The 19809-nt window shown below is 49.3% G+C and carries 14 protein-coding genes and 1 other RNA gene; 8 read left to right on the top strand and 7 right to left on the bottom strand.

Going from position 1 to position 19809, the window contains the following annotated elements:
- Nucleotides 1-182 precede the first annotated feature (182 nt).
- The 7 genes from AC1HDJ_RS05585 to zapA all read right to left on the bottom strand — a co-directional run bounded on the left by AC1HDJ_RS05585 (nt 183) and on the right by zapA (nt 9582).
- Complete coding sequence (locus AC1HDJ_RS05585) at nt 183-2801, bottom strand: Ig-like domain-containing protein (protein ID WP_479534043.1); 2619 nt, start codon at nt 2799-2801, stop codon at nt 183-185.
- Between the two features lie 53 nt (nt 2802-2854).
- Entirely contained in the window at nt 2855-3844 is a 990-nt protein-coding gene (locus tag AC1HDJ_RS05590; protein ID WP_479534045.1) for an outer membrane beta-barrel protein, read from the bottom strand.
- Nucleotides 3845-3994: 150 nt separating this feature from the next.
- On the bottom strand, nt 3995-7030 hold the full coding sequence (locus tag AC1HDJ_RS05595) for an efflux RND transporter permease subunit (protein WP_479534047.1): 3036 nt from the start codon (nt 7028-7030) through the stop codon (nt 3995-3997).
- 9 nt (nt 7031-7039) lie between these two features.
- On the bottom strand, nt 7040-8089 hold the full coding sequence (locus AC1HDJ_RS05600) for an efflux RND transporter periplasmic adaptor subunit (protein ID WP_479534049.1): 1050 nt from the start codon (nt 8087-8089) through the stop codon (nt 7040-7042).
- 111 nt (nt 8090-8200) lie between these two features.
- Complete coding sequence (locus tag AC1HDJ_RS05605) at nt 8201-8842, bottom strand: 5-formyltetrahydrofolate cyclo-ligase (protein ID WP_479534051.1); 642 nt, start codon at nt 8840-8842, stop codon at nt 8201-8203.
- A gap of 72 nt (nt 8843-8914) precedes the next feature.
- Nucleotides 8915-9098, bottom strand: a non-coding RNA gene (gene ssrS / locus AC1HDJ_RS05610) — 6S RNA.
- 142 nt (nt 9099-9240) lie between these two features.
- A complete protein-coding gene (gene zapA, locus AC1HDJ_RS05615) occupies nt 9241-9582 on the bottom strand; it encodes a cell division protein ZapA (protein ID WP_438622481.1) in 342 nt (113 codons plus the stop codon).
- Between the two features lie 194 nt (nt 9583-9776).
- Between zapA and AC1HDJ_RS05620 the strand changes: the two genes are divergently transcribed.
- The 8 genes from AC1HDJ_RS05620 (at nt 9777) to alaS (ending at nt 19703) form a co-directional block, all read left to right on the top strand.
- Nucleotides 9777-10346 carry a YecA/YgfB family protein gene (locus tag AC1HDJ_RS05620; RefSeq protein WP_479534054.1) on the top strand — a complete coding sequence of 190 codons (570 nt, stop codon included), beginning with the start codon at nt 9777-9779 and terminating at the stop codon, nt 10344-10346.
- Nucleotides 10347-10520: 174 nt separating this feature from the next.
- Nucleotides 10521-11849 (top strand): Xaa-Pro aminopeptidase, encoded by a 1329-nt coding sequence (gene pepP / locus AC1HDJ_RS05625; RefSeq protein WP_479534056.1) that lies wholly within the window; start codon nt 10521-10523, stop codon nt 11847-11849.
- 3 nt (nt 11850-11852) lie between these two features.
- A complete protein-coding gene (ubiH, locus tag AC1HDJ_RS05630) occupies nt 11853-13043 on the top strand; it encodes a 2-octaprenyl-6-methoxyphenyl hydroxylase (RefSeq protein ID WP_479534058.1) in 1191 nt (396 codons plus the stop codon).
- A 172-nt stretch (nt 13044-13215) separates the two neighbouring features.
- Nucleotides 13216-14487 (top strand): FAD-dependent 2-octaprenylphenol hydroxylase, encoded by a 1272-nt coding sequence (locus tag AC1HDJ_RS05635; RefSeq protein WP_479537022.1) that lies wholly within the window; start codon nt 13216-13218, stop codon nt 14485-14487.
- A gap of 93 nt (nt 14488-14580) precedes the next feature.
- A complete protein-coding gene (gene pncC, locus AC1HDJ_RS05640; RefSeq protein ID WP_479534060.1) occupies nt 14581-15129 on the top strand; it encodes a nicotinamide-nucleotide amidase in 549 nt (182 codons plus the stop codon).
- 76 nt (nt 15130-15205) lie between these two features.
- The gene (recA, locus tag AC1HDJ_RS05645) at nt 15206-16261 is read left to right on the top strand and encodes a recombinase RecA (protein ID WP_479534062.1); all 1056 of its coding nucleotides are present in this window, start codon (nt 15206-15208) and stop codon (nt 16259-16261) included.
- Nucleotides 16261-16893, top strand: coding sequence for a regulatory protein RecX (locus tag AC1HDJ_RS05650; protein ID WP_479534064.1), 633 nt, complete (start codon nt 16261-16263; stop codon nt 16891-16893). Before recA ends, AC1HDJ_RS05650 begins: the two co-directional genes overlap by 1 nt.
- 182 nt (nt 16894-17075) lie before the next feature.
- Nucleotides 17076-19703 carry an alanine--tRNA ligase gene (gene alaS / locus AC1HDJ_RS05655; RefSeq protein ID WP_479534066.1) on the top strand — a complete coding sequence of 876 codons (2628 nt, stop codon included), beginning with the start codon at nt 17076-17078 and terminating at the stop codon, nt 19701-19703.
- Nucleotides 19704-19809: the final 106 nt, after the last annotated feature.

Consider the following 19809-nt stretch of genomic DNA (forward strand, 5'->3'; position numbering starts at 1 on the left):
CAAGGTTATCGCGGTAGTTTCTTCCTGTTTTTTTGATTGTCATAGTGGTTGAGGCTTGTTGCCATACTCTGATGTTTAAAGTAAAAAGCACCGAAACAAGCTTAAGTATTTTGTAATACCTGAGTCTGTTTCGGTGCTTTTCTGGATATGCTTACATCAAAAAAACAGGCTGTTAATTGATGTTAAGGTAGGTTACTAAGGCACGTTACTCCTTGAGAGCTGTCACCTGTTACTAAAGAGCTAGTCCCATCACTTAAACTGTAATAATAGTGCTTGCCAGAATTTTGCGGGTCTGGGCTGGATGACCAATACTTTTGATAGATTTCCCAACCTGCATTCGTGATCTCAGTATTTGTATACGCAACGTCGAGAGCTTTTAACTGAGTATTATCCGGAAGAGTCCATGTTGCTCCCCCCGTTGTTAATCCTTGGCAATAACCAGAGGCTGCAGACCAGATATAACGATAATCTGGTTTTGGCGGAAGACTAAAACATCCAGTACCCTCAACAAAGAGCCCTTTTACACCTTCACAGGCAGTGGCAATATCAATGACTCTTAAGATGGCATCGCCTTTACCATCCCCATCGCTATCATCATTGATGGCTAAATCTGGTGTGATGACACTGTTATCTAGCAGAGTCAGTGTGGCTGTAATAAAGGAATCACCAATACTTTGGGCTGTTGCAATACCGGTTGCAGGGTCAATAGTGGTTGCGGCACCGCTCGATGACCACTGTAATTGTTTGCCTGATAGAGAGGTAATATTAATAGGGTCGGAGATCCCGCTGTAGTGTGCAAACGCTTGGTACTGTTTCGTGCTACCTATGCTTGACATAGTGTGCTGGTTTGGCGCTATTTCAATACTGGCTAAGGTTGCATCAAATACCGTTAATTGTGCTGTATTGCTTGAGTTAATAGTTTCACCGCTTGGTCGTAAAACGATGGCATTAATATCGGTGATTCCTGATTGTAACCCTACTGCTTGGCCATTTGAATTTAGTGAGGCGATAGTGTTGTCATAATTCCAGGTAATGTATTGGCTGGGAATAGGTTGTGGGTTCTGAATGCCATCATATTGTCCGAGTACAAAAAAATTACAGTTAGTTCCACTAACTGGGGTGATGCAGTTTTGTGGCTCTATTTTCACACTCAGCAAACTATTGTCAAACACAGTTAAGTCTGCCGTTTTACTCACCGGAGTTGATGTGTACGGCGGTTGCCATACGGTTGCAGTGAGCTGGGTATTACCTACCGATAACCCAGTGGCTAACCCTGTATTTGTGATATCCGCAATGGTTGTGTTGGCGGCAACCCAACTCTGTGCAGCTGTGCTGGATAGCAAATACTCTTGACCATTATTGTAACTGCCATACAGCACAAACTGTTTTTCTGCGCTAACGGGCATAACCCAAGATACTGGCGCAATACGCAGGCTGACAAGATTTGCATCCCATACGCTAAGATCGGCTGTATTACTGTTGACTCTCGTGCCATCAGGTAATGTTAATGTTGCTGATATTTTGATATCTCCAGCCGCTGTTCCGGTTGCAACACCTGCTGAGTTGATTGTGGCTACAATGGGATTGGTAACACTGGTCTTCCATTCTACGGCATTCGTCAGATTGAACCGCTGGTTGTTGTTATAAATACCGGTAGCCCGATACTGATTTGTTCCTCCAATTGGCATTGCCCATGTTGGGGGTGTAATTTCAATGGCGAGTAAATTAGCATCAACAACCCGTAAGGTCGCTTGGTTACTGGTTATAGAACCTAGCGTTGCATGAATAGTGGTTGTACCATCGGCTAAGCCGCGGGTAATTGCACAACGTGTTCCCGAGTTTGCACAAACTGTTCCGACCGAGTAGTTGGGTACGTCGGCAATGGCGGTATTTGATGAATTCCATGTCACCAGATGGGTTACATCTTGTGCGATAGTGCCGTTGCTGGTTTGGTATTGTCCGGTTGCTTGATACTCTTGTATTCCCCCTTTAGGGATCAGTGTATTGATAGGGCTAATCACAATACTGGCAAGAGTGGCATCAAAGACTGTTAATATAGCTTGGTTATTACTGGTAATGGTTGATCCATCAGGTAATACAATTGATGCAGAGAATGTGGCTTGTCCTGATTGTAAGCCGTTAGCCAGCCCTGTTGTGCTATCAATGCTAGCGATTGAACTACCTGCAATATTTTGCCATGTTAATGGTAGTGTTACTCCTTCTGGTAATGAAGCAGTATCTAGGCATAAGTTATTGCTGTAACAGACTTTTGCATCATATTGTTGTGTATTACCGACAGGGATTAATGCGGTTACTGGTCGAATGGTTAAATTAACTAATGTGGCATCCCACACATTGAGTGATGCAATATTACTCAGCAGCTGCTTAGCCGGTTGTGTGGCAGTTGCAGCGGTTGTTAATGTTGCTTGAATTTGAGTCTGTCCAGAGCTTTGTGTGGTTGCTAGCCCCGGAGTGCTGCCGCTTAACGATTGGATTGGGGCGACATTAGTGGCTGAACTGCGCCATTCTACTTGTGTGGTGACGTTTTTTTGTGTGCCATCGCTGTAATAAGCAATAGCCGTGTATTGTTCTGTTACGCCAATAGGTAAGATTTGTGTTACCGGCGTAATTTCCAGCCGTTCAGTAATCGGTATATTTCCGCCACCGCCACCACCGCCCTGACCGGGAGGAGGGGCTAATAAATCCTCTCCTCCGCCACCACATGCTGTGAGCATAGATATTAGGGCGGCGATAAATACCATTGCACAGTAATGCACCGATTGACGCAATAAGTGTTTCATTGATTGTTCCCTCTGTTAGGTAATTCGTTACCCTATTTTTTTATCTGTATTCTTTATTTTTGAGATGAAACCTGTATTTCTACCCGACGGTTTTGTGCTCTTCCCTCTTCGGTAGTATTACTGGCAGTAGGTTGTAATTCTCCAACGCCTTGTACAGACAGCGCTTCTTTTGCGACACCCTGTTTAGCGAGATAATCGGCTACTGCATGGGCACGTTGTTCGGACAGTGATTGGTTGTAACGTTGTGATCCGCGGTCATCTGTATGCCCAATAACCGTTATTGAGTGAGGGTTTTGTACTAATTGTCTGGCTAATGCGGTTAGTTCAGGATTAGGGATTAATTGAGTTGAGTTGTAGGCAAACAGTGCTTGCGCACTTAGGTTGATGATCGTTGGTGTCGGGAGCACCTCGGGAGCGGTTATAGTGGGTTCACTGATCGCATCTTGACCAAAGTGATAGCTGATACCCAATGCGGTAAAGTAGTGATCAGTCTGATAGGTTTCATCGCCACCGATATGGCTGTTACGGCTGATTTCACCCCGAACTGACCAAGCTGATGCGAGGGTATATTCGACACCGAGACCGGTTAATAGCCCCCAACCACTGTGCGATAAACTCACCTCACTGCCCGTTGGGCCATAACGTTTATCTACATTTTCGTAGGCGGCGCCAAGACGGGCGTATGCATCCCAGCGGTCGGAGAGGTGATAGCGAAATAGGCTGCTGATATCAAAAGTTTCAATATCACTCTTTACTTCACCACCAACATACGAAGAGTTCGGATGACCAAAATTGTTATAGCCTAGTTCTAACCCAAACCAATCAGTTAGCTGATAACCGCCATATAAACCCCAGCCAACTTCTTCGTTATCACAACGGGTATTGTCGGCGTTACAGGCATTATGTGCATGTGCCCAACCTAACTGACCCCCTATGTAAGCGTGGCTGTTACGTAGCGGCGGTGATATTTCGGCGGCATAAACGGAGCTAGATATGTGGATAAGAGCAATAAATGCCCAGCGTTTTGTGACCGTCAGGTACATTATTTACCTCTATTTTATAATGTATGCATGTTGTCACATGAGTATAGATGTAAAAAAAAAGCGCACCGTTTATACGGTGCGCTTTTCACTATTTCGGCCAATAATTACGCTATAAGCCTGAACCAAATAAGGTTATTTTGTTATGGGCGATTACGCTATTTCATCTTTACTGATACGGAACATCACGGTGTAGAGTACCGGAACAATGATCAGTGTCAGCAGCGTTGCAAAACTTAATCCAAACATAATGGTGATGGCCATTGATTTAAAAAATGGATCAAGCAATAGCGGGGCAACACCTAATATGGTGGTGATAGAGCCCATAGCTACCGGACGAACCCGTGAACGGGATGATTCGAGAACCGCCAGTAAACGCGGTTTTCCCTCACGGATCTCAAGATCGATTTGATCTACTAGCACTATCGCATTTTTAATCAGCATTCCCGCTAAACTGAGGAAGGCGAGTATCGCCATAAACTCAAACGGCGTTTGGGTGATCACCAAGCCAAAGCTGACACCGATTACTGCCAGCGGTACGATCAACCAGATGATCAACGGCTGACGGACGGCGTTAAATAGCGCAACAACGGTAAAGACCATGGCCGCAAAGGCTAACGGCAGTATCTGCATGATGCCGGCATTAGCTTCTGATGAATCACCAAATTCACCCCCCCAGCTTAAGCTGTAGCCCAGCGGTAACGGAATGGCTTCTACAGCCGTTTTTACGCGTTGGAAGACCACGCCGGTCAGTTCAGTGGCTGGATCACCTTGCACTTTGATGGTCGGGAAGCGATCAACCCGCCGGACAATCGCGTTTTCCCACACAGGATCGAGGCGCACAATAAACTGGCTTAAGGCGAGGGTTTCGCGGCTGCCTTCTGGTTGTATTCGGACATTGTACAGCGCTTCAATCTGTTCACGCTCACTGGCCGGAGGGCGCGCAATGACCGGCAACAGATTATCGCCATGTTGATATTGGCCGATGCGATTGCCGTTAAAGTACTGGCTTATTGCGCGATCCAAATCGCTAGCATTAAAGCCGCTCTGTCTGGCTTTGGCTTCATCCCAAATAGGCTGTACGACTTTTACCGGTTGCCGCCAATCATCTTTAATGGCTGTCATGCCGCCATCATTGAGATAAATTTGACGTGCTTGTTCCGCTAACTGGCGTAATATTTTGGTGTCAGGGCCGCTAAATTTGGCTTCAATTTTTGAACCACCGCCCGGGCCTAGTTGGAATTTCCACACTTTTGGCATGGCATCAGGGTAGTACTGCTCAATGTGCGCGCGGATTTTTGGCATCAGCGAGTCAATCACCTTCCAATCATCCACGTCCACTAACAGTTGCGCATAGCTGCTGTTGGGCTCTTCTGCGCCATAGACCAACATAAAGCGCAAACCACCGGAACCGACCAGTGTTGTGGTGCTTTTAACTTCCGGCAGGCTACGGATAAAGGCATCAATTTCACGCACTTCCTGATTCGTGCGTTCAATACGTGTGCCTTGTGGTAACCAGTAATCAACCACAAACTGCGCGCGTGTTGAGGCTGGGAAAAAGCCCGGCGGAACAAATTTCATGCCGATCACCGCCAGTACCAACATCACAATACAGGCTATCAAGGTTGGCCAGCGCAGACGAATACAGGCTGCTAATACCGACTGATAACCGCGTAAAAACTTACCGACAGCCACTTCCTGATTCGTTTTTGCGGCCTGAAAAAGTTGTACGCAAAACAGTGGGGTTAAGGTAACGGCCAGTAACCAGCTAAGCAGCATTGAGTACATGATGACCCAAAACAGACTGCCGGCATATTCACCGGTATTATCTGGCGATAAACCGATTGCACTGAAAGCCATAATGCCGACGACCGTACCACCGAGTAGCGGCCAGATGGTCTGTTTTACAATGGCCAGAGCTGCCTCTTTTGGGTCTTCACCTTTTTGGGTACGGATTAAAATACCTTCGGTAACCACAATGGCGTTATCAACGAGCATACCGAGTGCAATGATCAGTGCGCCAAGTGAGATACGCTGCATATCAATGCCATCAATCTGCATGATGATAAGCGTTGCGGCAACAGTCAGTAGTAGTACAAAACCAATCAGCAGACCTGAGCGCATGCCCATAAAAATCAGCAAGGTAACAACCACAATGGCAACGGCGGCAATCAGGTTATCAACAAAATCACTGATTGAGGCATCAACGGTTTCACCTTGATGGGAGATCACCTGCAGCGACATCCCGACCGGTATCCGCGATTGCAGATCGGCCAGCCGTGCGCTGACATTGCGGCCCATTTCAACTATGTTTCCGCCGGAAATATTGCTGACACCCAGCCCGATGGCCGGTTGGCCGTCAAAGTAGAGTTGGGCGCTGCTTGGCTCTTGATAACCAAGTGAGATATGGCCAATATCACCAAGGCGAAAAGTGCGGCCCTGACCATCACTGATCAGCAGCTCGTTTAGTGCGTTGATCTCAGTAATATTGTTCATCGGGCCAAGCGCTAGACGCTCATTAGCGACATCCAGCGTCGCGGTCGGGGCAAGCGTGATCGCATTGTGTAATTGCTGGTGGATTTGGCTGGCCTGTAAACCAAGATTAGCCAGCTTACTGGTTGGGATCTCAAGATACACCTGCTGGTTTTGTTCCCCCCAAAGCGCAACCTTCGCCACTCCAGAGACCAGCGCCAGCTCTTTACGTAGCATATCTGCGGTGAGTTTGAGTTCGGCAAATGAGTATCCTTCACCGGTTAATGCATAAAACAGCCCGTACACATCACCAAAATCATCATTAATGATGATAGGCCCAGCGCCAGCCGGCAGTTCGCGCTCAATTTCCTGCATTTTACGGCGCAGTTTATCCCACACCTGTTGCAGGCTCTGCTTATCAAACTCGACACGTGCTTCAAACTGAATGCTAGATAAACCACGGTATGAGTTAGAGCGGATCTCATCCACCTCAGGCAACTGCTGTAAGGCTGCCTCTATCTTATCGGTAACTTGCTCGGCCACCTGTTCCGCGCTTGCACCGGGGTAGGGGGTGCTGATTGCCGCCACCCGAATCGTAAACTCGGGATCTTCAAAGCGTCCCAGTTTTTGGAAACTGCCGTAACCGGCCAGTAAAATAAAGAGAACCAGCAGCCAGCTGACCGTTCTTTTTTCAAGGAAAAATCGAACCAGATTCATCACAACCTCTTATTGCAGCGGGTGCACAGGCATACCATCACGCACGGCGTGAATACCGGCCACAATGATCTGATCATTTGGCTGCAGACCTTTGCTAATCACAACATATTCGCCTTGTAGCGCACCCAGTTCGACAGCCGTTTTTTGTGCCTGCTTGAGCTGTGCGTTATAGCGCCAGACATAATGCTGTTGTGAACCGCTCTCTTGCAGCACGGCTACCGCCGGGACATGCAACGTGTCTGAGACAGTTGATGTGGCCGTACGCGCAGAAACTGAGACTGTCATCCCCGGTAATAACGGCAAGTCATCTGGAGCAGGCATGGTGAGAACTGCTTCATATGTACCGGTAACCGCATCGGGTTCGGTGGCAATGGTTTTAAATTTCAGCGCAAATTCGCGGTTGGGTATACCGGAGACCGTGGCATACAGCGTATTCATTTGGCGCTCTGAGCTGAGTAGCTGCTTTTCGGTGATTTGCAGGCGGATCTCAAAAGATTGTAGATCTTGCATGATCACAACCGCTTGTTTGGCATTGATATTTTCGTGATTATTCACTAATACTTTACTGACTACGCCATCAAAAGGCGCAAGCAAACGTGCATCACTGACTGCTTTACGGGCCAGCTCTAACGTGGATTTAGTCACTGCTGCTTGTGCCCGCAGCTTCTCTAACTCAGCCTGAGAGATGGCTTTTTTATTCTCAAACAGTGTCTTGCCGCGCTGGTAATCTGCATTAGCCCGCTGATATTCGGCTTCGGCGCTGCGCAGTTTACTGCGAAAGTCGGTATCGTTTAGTTGCGCCAGAAGCTGATTTTTTGTCACCCGCTGACCTTCTGTGGCCGGTAATTTGGTTAAGCGGCCGGCAACATCAAAGGCTAACTCTGCGCGCTGATTGGCTTCTAAACGGCCGGGAACAACCGCGTTTAATAACTGCGTATTTTCAAGGGAAAACAATTTAACAGGTCGGGATACCGGCAGCTCAGACGTGGTGGGAGCCTGATCACAACCTTGCAATAACAGCAGCAGAGTGATGCCAGAGAGGAGATGAATAAGTTTCATGCAACAACCTTACGGTGTGGATTTTGCGTTTAGTGATTAAACGCGATTGTTGCAGTAATTGTGTAACGGAGTTTTGCTATTCGTGTCATTGCGTGAAATTTGCCGGTAAATTCACCAGTGCCACTGGTGTTGCGGCGTGAGTATCGCGGGCAGCGGAATATCCCATGCCTCTTGCGGCACGGCATTTACCCGCTGGAAATCATGCGCCAGCCCGATAATCTGCGGTACTTTTTGGGGGGATACCGCTGCTTTGGTTGGCATAAATGCAGCCAGCGTTCGATCGTAAAACCCGCCGCCCATCCCCAAACGGTGGCCGTGATCATCAAATGCCACCAACGGAGTACAGATCAAATCCAGTGCCGAAGCGGGTACGATATTACGGACATCCAGTTGAGGTTCAGCAATGTTGTAGCGGTTAAGTGTCATGCGGGTATCTGGGTTATAAGCCAAAAACAGCAAATTTCCGGCAGAAAACGGGTGCAACACCGGCAGATAAACTTGTTTATGGCACTGCCATAAAACATGAATTAGCGGAAGCGTGTTTAATTCCCCGTCTACAGCAAGATAGAGTGCAATCTGCTGTGCATCCCGAAAAAAAGGGTGTTTGAGTGCTTTTAAGGCCAGTGTTTCGGCGGCAATGTGTTGTTGAGCAGGGCTTAGTTGTTGGCGTTGGGTGCGAATTTGCTGGCGTAAATGCTGGCGTTGTTGTTGTGAAGACGGTGGTTGAGGTGAAGATAAAGGTAAGGTGTTCACTGAATATTCCAATCAGATTGACCGAAAACAGACAACACACAAAGCTGTTATGAGGATAGGAAAAGCGAAGTGGATGTCCCCAAGATGCCGCTACGGGTGGTAGCCCTTGAACCCGGGGTTCAAGGTGAGCCTACCGTTGCAACTTTTAGGCTTCTCAGCAAGCTGAGCATGCTCACCGGTCGCAGAGTCGACAGGCTCTGTAGAGATTGAATATCGGCTCAGGGGACGAACCCGCTGACGAACATCTCAGGGACAAATTTGTAGAGTTCTTTATACTATGCACGCGCTCAAGTAAAACTTATGCGCTCATATAAAACCTAGCATAAAATATACGCGTTGTTCGCATAATTCAGAACTTAATGCTTTTATACCAGTTTATTACCGATTTAAAAAGCACATTATTCGAATCTTGCGTTCTCTCCGTGCCGCGTATGCGTTAACTGTCCCTGTTCAACTAATGCCTGCTCAATGGTACTTTGCAACATACGGATCCGCTGTTCCATACTGGCTGCGTACTCTTGAGTCTTGCGGCGCTCTTGAGCAAGCTCATTCACCATATTCAGTGCCACAATGAGTGCTAGCTGCTCTGTATTAGTTACTTTAGTGCGTTGTTTTAGCTCTTGCAACCGCTTATTGAGATCATCTGCAGAAAGCGCAAGCGCCTGTTTCTGCTCTTCTGGGCAGTTGACTCGGATTAATCGTCCGAGAATTTGAATATCAACCGGTTCTGCTGTGCTCATGCCAAGCTCCTGCCTGGTTTCTTACGTGATAACCTGTTTCCGATACATGCATGACTGCACACCGACTTTTCGCTCGCACTTTTTGAGTGCATATTCACGAGAAAGGTGCATGCACGTTCTGGTCGCAGGCGTGGGCTGGTGATAGCATACCAATATCAATTCCCGCTTTATACCGTAAAATGGAATCTTAATACATGAATACAACGGCAATTTCAGATTATCCAACATTCTGTGCAACCCTGATGAGTCAAGGCATTGCCATTAGCGCAGCCGAACTGCACGGATTGCTGAGTGGATTTCTGTGTGGCGGGATAAAAGATGATAGCTGGAAGGCCAGTTTATATGACCTGACCAACGAAGGTCAGGCCTATCCAAGCACGCTATTGCAGCAGGTTCAGGCTATGCAGCTGAACATCAAACAAACTCTAAACGATGATGAGTTTGGCTTTGATCTGTTTTTGCCAAGTGATGATGAATCTGTCTTTGACAGAGTAGATGCACTGGCCGAATGGGTAAGCCAATTTCTGGTCGGTTTGGGTATTGCCCAGCCTGATTTAAAGAAGACACCCGATGAAGTGGGCGAAGTGATTGATGATCTGGTTAATATCTCACAACTGGGGTACGACGAAGAGGAAGATCAAGAAGAGCTGGCGCAATCACTCGAAGAGGTCGCCGAATACGTTCGTATGGCGGCAATGCTCTGTTTCAATGCATTTGCCGAACAGCCATTAGCCGGTGAAAACAGCAAACCCACATTGCATTGATCATAATACTATTGATCATAATGCTAAGGTCATGCTGCCAGATTGCAGTGTCATGTGGATATATGCGCGATAGCGCGGGCTTGGTTTAATCACTATCGATAAGCAGCCTATAAATCAATAAATAGCCGGCGGCGGCAACCAGCATGTTACCGCACGGCTCAGAAGGATAATGAGATGGATATTCAGCAGGTAGTCAGTCGCCGCCAAGCATTGTTGGCGCAAATGGTCGAGAACAGTGCCGCGATTTTTTTTGCCGCACCAGAGCGAACCCGCAGCCGCGACAGTGATTATCCTTTCCGCCAAAACAGTGATTTTTGGTACTTTACTACCTTCAATGAGCCGGAAGCTGCGCTGATTTTGATTAAGCGCGATCAAAAAACACAGACCATATTGTTCAACCGCGTTAATGATAAGCTGGCAGAGATCTGGCATGGTCGCCGTTTAGGGCAGCAACCAGCACTGGCGGCGTTAGCTGTTGATGAAGCCTTTAGCTACGATAGTCTTGAGCAGCAGCTACCTATGCTGCTTAATGGCCTATCGGCGTTGTATCACGCTGAAGGTGAATATGCTTACGCTGACCTTGCGGTCAGCCGCACACTGGCAGCATTGCGTAACGGGTTTCGTCAGGGTTTGCAGCCGATTAATACCCAGTATGATTGGCGGCCACTGGTGCATGAAATGCGTCTGTTTAAATCAGATGCCGAAATTGCGTTGATGCGCACGGCGGCTGAGATATCAGCCCGTGGGCATTGTCGGGCGATGCAATGCGCGCGTCCGGGGCTGTTTGAATACCATCTGGAAGCTGAAATTCATCACGAATTTAACCGCAGTGGCGCGCGTTTTCCTGCCTACGGTACGATTGTTGGCCGTGGCGATAATGGGTGTATTTTACACTACACCGAAAATGAGAGTGAGTTGCGTGCTGGTGATCTGGTCTTGATTGATGCCGGTGCCGAGTATCAAGGCTATGCTGGTGATATTACCCGTACGTTCCCTGTTAGCGGTAAATTCTCACCAGAACAGCGCGCCCTGTATGACATTGTGCTGCGCGCCGAGTTGGCGGCAATTGAACACCTGATCCCCGGTAATTCGATTAAATCAGCCAACGATATCGTGATCAACATCATGGTCGAGGGCTTGGTAAAATTGGGTATTTTGCACGGTGATATTGCCACGCTGATTGCCGAAAAAGCCTATCAGCCGTTTTATATGCATGGCTTAAGCCACTGGCTTGGGTTAGATGTTCACGATGTAGGGGATTACCAGAGCCCCGCCCGTGATCGCACGTTACAAGCGGGCATGGTGATTACCGTTGAGCCGGGTTTATATATCGCGCCCGATGCTGACGTACCAGCTCAATATCGCGGAATCGGGATCCGTATTGAAGATGATCTGCTGATTACTGCGCAAGGTAATGATGTGCTGACCGCCGGCGTACCTAAACACATTGATGATATTGAAGCACTGATGGCTAGCGCCGAACACCATCAACAGGGGGCATAAGTGATGCCTGCTTCAGTCATTATTGTGGGTGGTGCCATGGCGGGCGCAACGCTGGCGATCGCCTTGGATACCCTGTGCCAAGGGCAGGTGCACATTGATATCATTGAAGCGCAAGCACCGGAAACCATGTCGGGTTCTGGTTTCGATGCGCGCAGCATTGCACTAGCGCACGGCACGTGCCAGCAATTAGCCGCTATCGGGTTGTGGCCGGCACTACAGGCACAGGCTGAACCCATCACCCAGATCCACGTCTCTGATCGTGGGCATGCTGGAATGGTCGAGTTGCACGCTGCTGATTATGGGCTTGATGCCCTAGGGCATGTGGTCGGTCTAACCGGTGTAGGTGAGGTGCTACTGCAGCAGTTGCAGCAGCGGCCGGCCATTCATTGGCACTGCCCAGATAGCGTTGAACAGATTCAGCGTACTGCCGAACACGTTACCGTGACTCTGCACAGCGGCCGCACACTTTCGGCTCAACTGCTGGTGGCCGCCGATGGTACGCACTCAACGGTATTACAGGCTTGTCAGGCTAAAACTCAAAACCAGCCGTATGATCAAGTTGCCATTATTGCCAACGTGCAAACCGCCTTGCCGCATCAGGGGGGCGCATTTGAGCGTTTTACCCCTCACGGCCCGTTGGCGCTGCTTCCTGTTAACCTTGCTGCGGGGCGCGGACACACCTGTTCACTGGTATGGTGTCACCCTCTGGCAGCACAATCATCGGTATTGGCGTGGAGTGAAAGTGAGTTTCTCTATGAACTGCAACAGGCTTTTGGTTGGCGGCTGGGCCGTTTTACTCATGCGAGCCCGCGCAGCGCTTACCCACTGAGCCTGCGTTATCCGACACAGCATATTCACCATCGGGTGGCGATTGTCGGGAATGCGGCACAAATGCTGCATCCGATCGCCGGGCAGGGTTTTAATCTGGGGCTGCGTGATGTTATGGCACTGGCACACACCCTTGCTAATGCGCTGGAAAACGGCGAGAGTGATCTTGGGCGTTATCCTGTTCTCAGTGCTTATCAGCAACAGCGTCGCCAAGATCAGCACAACACCATTGCCATGACTGACGGTCTGCTACACCTGTTTGCCAACAGCCACCTTCCGCTCGTTGCGGGCCGTAATCTAGGGCTAATGGCCATGCAGCACTGCACGCCGTGGCGCGAATCATTAGCCCGTAAAATGCTCGGGTAGTCAGCATTTGCCGATGCACTGTTTTATTATCCTTTATAATATGTGCTCTTTTATGCCTAATAACGGTATTTCTCACTGGGCATCAGCGTAACGGCATATAACAACAAAACGTTGGGGGATGCAGAGCCGTTCAGTGCATTTTTTCCCATTGATAAAACAAGAGGTTACTGCAGTGCAAGCGTTTGATATTGTCATTATTGGCGGCGGAATGGTTGGGTTAACTCTGGCCGCCGCACTGCAAGACAGCCCGTTGCGGATTGCCGTACTCGAAAGTCAGCAGCCTGATACCACGCTGACCGATGAGCCTGATGTGCGGGTTTCAGCCCTAAATCTGGCCAGCCAGAATATCCTCATGCATCTTGATGTTTGGCCGCGTATTGAACCGCAGCGCACCGCATCTTATCAGCAGATGGAAGTTTGGGAGCAAGACAGCTTTGGCCGTATTCACTTCACTGCCGATGAAATTGCCGCTCCCGCTTTGGGCCACATTATCGAAAACCGAGTCATTCAGCTCGCGTTGTGGGAAAAAGTCAGAGCTCAGAGCAACGTCACCCTGATTGTACCGGCTACATTACAGCAGGCAGTCTTTGGTGATAACGAAGCATTTCTCACGCTGGATAACGGGCAAATGCTGACCACCCGCTTACTGGTTGGCGCTGATGGTGCGCACTCATGGCTGCGTCAGCAGGCTGATATTCCGCTGACATTTTGGGATTACGGCCACAGCGCACTGGTGGCTAACGTGCGGGTTGAACAGCCGCACCAGCAATGTGCGCGCCAAATTTTCCGCCCGCAAGGTCCGCTGGCCTTTTTACCGCTGAATGCGCCGGATCTTTGCTCTATCGTCTGGTCACTGCCTCCGGCAGAGGCCGAGCAGTTACAAGCGATGTCGGAAAATGAATTCAATGCCGCCCTGACTGCCGCGTTTGATGCCCGCTTAGGCCGCTGTCAGGTGATATCTGCACGTAAAGCGATCCCACTGACCGCCAGATATGCTCGCAGTTTTGCTGCGCATCGTGTCGCCTTGGTCGGTGATGCCGCGCACACTATCCACCCGTTAGCCGGGCAAGGCGTGAACCTTGGTCTGCAAGATGCCGCTGCACTGGCACAAGAGCTGCTCCGCTTGCAGCAAAGTGGCAAAGATATTGGCCGACACCACCACCTGCGCCGTTACGAGCGCTGGCGAAAAAGTGAGGCTGCACTGATGCTGGCCAGTATGCAAGGGTTCAAAACGTTGTTTGATGGTGCAAATCCAGCAAAAAAATTACTGCGTGATGTAGGGTTGCTGCTGGCCGATCACCTACCCGGTGTAAAACCGCGTTTGATTCGTCATGCCTGTGGCTTAAGCGGCGAGCTCCCGACGCTGGCAAAACCCGCTACACTTGCCAAAACACCCGCTACACTAGCCAAAACATCTGTGGCGAGTTTTAAGCGCGAGCACTAGTTAAAAATAGCGCTATTTAAGCTCATCGCATACATACCGTCAGTCTGCAATATCGCCGGCACCTGACATCACCGTGATAAGGATTGTATAACTATGCCTTCATCCGATATGCCGTCATCCGACACTTGGCAGCCAGATACCTCGGCACTACATGCGCAATATTCCGCCACTGACATCAGCCATGCTGTCGGGGCGCGCCTGCGCGAGCTGGGCTGGCATGTTGCCACCGCAGAATCTTGTACTGGTGGCGGGATCATCACCGCGCTGACCGAGATTGCCGGCAGCTCCGACTATGTTGATCGCGGCTTTATCACCTACACCAACCAATCAAAACACCAGATGCTCGGTGTTTCGTGGCTGACGCTTGATACCTATGGTGCGGTAAGTGAACCTACCGTCTGCGAAATGGTGCACGGCGCATTGCACATGTCAGAGGCTGATGTTGCAGTTGCGGTCAGTGGTATTGCTGGGCCTGCTGGCGGCTCTGCAGAAAAGCCGGTTGGCACAGTATGGTTTGCCTTTGCAAGCCGCACAGGGCGTACGTTGGCTTGCCAACAGCACTTTTCGGGGGATAGAGCACTTGTCCGCATGCAAGCGGTGCATTTTGCGCTGCAAACCCTGTTAAATGAATTTCTCTTTTAAACAGGGCTTGATACTGTATGACTATACAGTATACTGACACACAACAAAACGAGTGACTGATGCGTGGGGATACATAATGGACGAAAATAAACAAAAAGCACTGGCTGCAGCGTTAGGACAAATCGAGAAGCAATTTGGTAAAGGCTCAATCATGCGTTTGGGCGATACCAAAACGCTTGATATTGAATCTGTCTCTACCGGTTCATTAGGCCTCGATATTGCGCTGGGCATCGGCGGTTTGCCGATGGGCCGAGTCGTTGAAATTTTTGGTCCTGAATCCTCAGGTAAAACTACCCTGACACTGTCAGTGATTGCCCAAGCACAACGTGCAGGCAAAACCTGTGCGTTTATTGATGCCGAGCATGCGCTCGATCCGCTGTATGCCGCAAAACTGGGCGTGCAAGTTGATGATCTGTTGATCTCTCAGCCTGATACCGGTGAACAAGCATTAGAAATTTGTGATGCATTGGTTCGTTCCGGCGCGGTGGATGTCATTATTGTTGACTCCGTTGCCGCACTGACACCTAAAGCTGAAATTGAAGGCGAAATGGGTGATTCACACGTCGGCCTGCAAGCGCGTTTAATGTCACAAGCACTGCGTAAACTGACTGGTAACATCAAAAGTGCCAACTGTTTGGTGATTTTTATCAACCAGATCCGCATGAAAATTGGTGTTATGTTCGGTAACCCTGAAACCACCACCGGTGGTAACGCACTGAAGTTCTACGCCTCTGTCCGCCTCGATATCCGCCGAATTGGTGCGGTGAAAGAGGGCGATGAGGTTGTCGGTAACGAAACCCGCGTTAAAGTTGTCAAAAATAAAGTGTCACCACCGTTCCGTCAGGCTGAATTCCAGATTATCTATGGCGGCGGGATCTCGAAAGAGGGTGAGCTTATCGATCTCGGCGTTAAACATAAACTGATTGAAAAATCAGGCGCATGGTACAGCTATCAGGGCGACAAAATCGGTCAGGGTAAAGCAAACTCCATGAAATACCTGCAAGAACACGCAGAAATCGGTCAAGAGATCGACGTGAAACTGCGTGAATTGCTGCTGACCAGCACCGAAGGCGCGGTGAGCGAAACTGAAAAATCAGATGATGCTGATGACAGCCTGAACGACGAGTTTTAATGAATACCGCGTTACTCAACAGCGCGCTGCGGCTTTTGGCTCAGCGCGAACATAGCCAGACCGAACTGCGCCGCAAATTAGCGGCGCTGTTTATTTCAGAACCTACTACTGATGACGACTCATCAGCAGATACCCGGTTCTCAGAATCTGCCGATCATCCCCGTGAACAAAAAGTAGCTTATAAGCCCGCACATACCGCATCTAGTTTTGCTGCAAAGTCTAAATCTGCCCGTCGCCAACCGGCCAAAGCCACACTGCACTTCACTACACAAAGTGCACTGCCAACAACACAAGTTGCCTTTGATCTGGCGCTCGATGAGGTTCTCGAACACTGCGAACAACAGCACTGGGTTGATGACAACCGCTTTGCCGGGCTGTTTATCCGCAGCCGTAGCCATAAAGGGCATGGCCCGCGCCGTATCGAACAAGAACTGCGTCAGCGTGGGGTGAGCGGTGAAATCATTCAAGATGCACTGGCAAAAACCGACGTTGATTGGGCTGAATTAGCCAAACAGATAGCCTACCGGCGCTTTGGTGAACCGCTGCCGACTGCTCGTGAACAGCGTAGTAAAATCATCCGCTTTATGTTGTATCGTGGCTTTTATCAGGAAGATATTCACTCGTTATGGTAATTCACTGCCGTAAAGCATGGTAAAGCGCATTTTATCGTGGGAAAGTGCTACCAGAATGTACGTCATGTGTGAGAAAATTTATTTATCCGCACTTTGATATTGGTATTTCCAGTACGACAGCGTGATGCAGTCGTACCGAACAGATACCCCAAGTGATTTACTCTGACTCAGGATTTAGCTGCATGAGCAAAAGCACTGCCGAGATCCGTAAAGCTTATCTCGACTTCTTCCAGAGCAAAGGGCACCAAGTCGTGTCTAGTAGCTCACTCGTTCCAGACAATGACCCAACACTGATGTTTACCAACGCGGGGATGAACCAGTTCAAGGATGTTTTCCTTGGTCTTGATAAACGTCCGTACACCCGTGCGACAACATCACAGCGTTGTGTACGTGCCGGTGGTAAGCATAATGACCTTGAAAACGTAGGTTATACCGCACGTCATCACACCTTTTTTGAGATGTTGGGTAACTTCAGCTTTGGTGATTACTTCAAGCATGATGCTATTCGTTATGCCTGGGAGTTCCTCACTTCAGCACAGTGGTTAGCCCTGCCAAAAGAGAAGCTGTGGGTAACCGTGTATGCCACTGACGATGAAGCGTTTGATATCTGGGCCAAAGAAATTGGCGTGCCGGAAGAACGTATTATCCGTATCGGTGACAACAAAGGCGCACCTTACGCCTCTGATAACTTCTGGCAAATGGGTGATACCGGCCCTTGCGGCCCGTGCACCGAGATCTTCTATGACCACGGTGATCACATCTGGGGCGGCCCACCGGGAAGCCCAGAAGAAGATGGTGACCGTTACATCGAGATCTGGAATAACGTATTTATGCAGTTCAACCGTCAGTCAGATGGCACACTGCTTCCGCTGCCAAAACCCTCTGTTGATACCGGTATGGGTCTGGAGCGGATCACCGCGGTGATGCAGCATGTCAACTCCAACTATGAGATTGACGTGTTCCAAACCTTGATTGCAAAAGCGGCTGAAATTACCGGATCGACCGATCTGAACAGTAAATCACTGCGCGTGATTGCCGACCATATCCGTTCATGTGCGTTCTTAGTGTCTGATGGTGTAATCCCATCAAACGAAGGCAGCGGTTACGTGTTACGCCGGATCATCCGTCGTGCGGTTCGCCATGGTCATATTCTTGGCGCGAAAGAGACTTTCTTCTATAAGTTAGTAGGAACGCTGATTGCCGTTATGGGCGATGCCGCGAATGAACTGCAACAGCAGCAAGCGCTGGTCGAGAAAATCTTGCGTCTGGAAGAGGAGCAATTTGCTCGTACTCTAGAGCGCGGCCTGATGCTACTTGATGATGCACTGGCTAACCTGACTGGAAATGTGCTTGATGGTGAAACTGCCTTCAAACTGTACGACACCTACGGATTCCCGCTCGATTTAACCGCAGATGTGTGCCGTGAGCGCAATCTGACCGTTGATGAAGCGGGTTTTGATGTCGCAATGAAAGCACAACGTGAACGTGCACAAGCTGCCAGCAACTTTGGCGCTGATTACAATGCCATGATCCGAGTTGATAGCCAGACCCAATTCCATGGCTATACCGCCACCACACATCAGGGCCGTGTTGTTGCACTGTTCCGTGAAGGTCAGGCCGTTGAACAGATTGCTGCAGGTGATGATGCCATCATCGTGTTGGATCAAACCGCATTTTATGCAGAATCCGGCGGTCAGGTAGGCGATAGCGGCCAGCTGCAATCAGCTAATGCCACATTTAGCGTTACTGATACCCAAAAATACGGCAATGCTTTTGGCCATGTCGGTAAACTGGTGTCAGGGAGTGTAAACATCGGTGACACCTTAGACACCCTTGTTGATGCTGAGCGCCGTGAAAAAATCAGTCTAAACCACTCTGCAACCCACCTGTTACATGCCGCATTGCGTCAGGTATTGGGTGAGCATGTTGCTCAAAAAGGCTCGCTGGTTACCGCTGAAAGCCTGCGCTTTGACTTCTCACATTTTGAAGCCATGAAAGCCTATGAGCTGCGTGCTGTTGAGCGGCTGGTTAATGCACAAATCCGCCAAAACCATTTGATCAACACCGAAATTGTTGATCTGGAAGAGGCCAAAACCAAAGGCGCAATGGCGTTATTTGGTGAAAAATATGAAGAAAAAGTGCGTGTGCTGAGCATGGGTAACTTCTCGACGGAACTGTGTGGCGGCGTACATGCTACCCGTACCGGTGACATCGGTTTGTTCCGCATTACCTCTGAAAGCGGCATTGCTGCCGGCGTTCGTCGCCTTGAAGCGGTGACAGGGCAAGGCGCAATTGACTTTACCGAGCGCCAGCAAGATCAGCTTGATGATGCGGCACAACTGGTTAAATCCGATGCGTTTAGTGTTGCGGATAAACTGCGTGCACTGCTTGATCGCAGCAAGCAATTAGAAAAAGAATTGCAACAATTGAAAGATAAAGCTGCAGCTCAAGAGAGCGCCAACTTGGTGCATAATACCGTTGACGTCAAAGGAACTAAGCTGCTGGTCAGTTTGCTTCAGGGCGGAGATGCCAAAGCGCTGCGTACCATGGTTGACGATCTGAAAAATCAGCTCGGTTCAGGCATAGTAGTGCTAGGCTTAGCACAAGACGATAAAGTCAGCCTGATTGCTGGAGTGACCAAAGATCTGGTTGGCAGTGTTAAAGCAGGTGAACTGGTTAACATGCTCGCTCTACAAGTAGGCGGTAAAGGCGGCGGTCGTCCTGACATGGCGCAAGCTGGCGGTTCTGATGTACAGGCATTGCCTGAGGCATTAGCGTCTGTGCAAGCGTGGGTTACTGAACGTCTGTAATCACGTAACCTCGTGAAAATAAACGTACTGATTGCATATTTTAGTCAGTACGTTTTAATTTTTGTGCGGTACGTCGCTTGCTAATACCGATACTAATGCCACAATA

It is taken from the genome of Plesiomonas sp. ISS29 (assembly GCF_056522795.1).

What these genes read in the sequence shown, in the direction of transcription:
- ubiH (WP_479534058.1), top strand. Translation starts at nt 11,853, where the DNA reads ATGCCTGCTTCAGTCATTATTGTGGGTGGTGCCATGGCGGGCGCAACG.
- AC1HDJ_RS05590 (WP_479534045.1), bottom strand. Translation starts at nt 3,844, where the DNA reads ATGTACCTGACGGTCACAAAACGCTGGGCATTTATTGCTCTTATCCAC.
- pepP (WP_479534056.1), top strand. Translation starts at nt 10,521, where the DNA reads ATGGATATTCAGCAGGTAGTCAGTCGCCGCCAAGCATTGTTGGCGCAA.
- recA (WP_479534062.1), top strand. Translation starts at nt 15,206, where the DNA reads ATGGACGAAAATAAACAAAAAGCACTGGCTGCAGCGTTAGGACAAATC.
- AC1HDJ_RS05620 (WP_479534054.1), top strand. Translation starts at nt 9,777, where the DNA reads ATGAATACAACGGCAATTTCAGATTATCCAACATTCTGTGCAACCCTG.
- AC1HDJ_RS05585 (WP_479534043.1), bottom strand. Translation starts at nt 2,801, where the DNA reads ATGAAACACTTATTGCGTCAATCGGTGCATTACTGTGCAATGGTATTT.
- AC1HDJ_RS05595 (WP_479534047.1), bottom strand. Translation starts at nt 7,030, where the DNA reads ATGAATCTGGTTCGATTTTTCCTTGAAAAAAGAACGGTCAGCTGGCTG.
- pncC (WP_479534060.1), top strand. Translation starts at nt 14,581, where the DNA reads ATGCCTTCATCCGATATGCCGTCATCCGACACTTGGCAGCCAGATACC.
- AC1HDJ_RS05600 (WP_479534049.1), bottom strand. Translation starts at nt 8,089, where the DNA reads ATGAAACTTATTCATCTCCTCTCTGGCATCACTCTGCTGCTGTTATTG.
- alaS (WP_479534066.1), top strand. Translation starts at nt 17,076, where the DNA reads ATGAGCAAAAGCACTGCCGAGATCCGTAAAGCTTATCTCGACTTCTTC.
- AC1HDJ_RS05650 (WP_479534064.1), top strand. Translation starts at nt 16,261, where the DNA reads ATGAATACCGCGTTACTCAACAGCGCGCTGCGGCTTTTGGCTCAGCGC.
- zapA (WP_438622481.1), bottom strand. Translation starts at nt 9,582, where the DNA reads ATGAGCACAGCAGAACCGGTTGATATTCAAATTCTCGGACGATTAATC.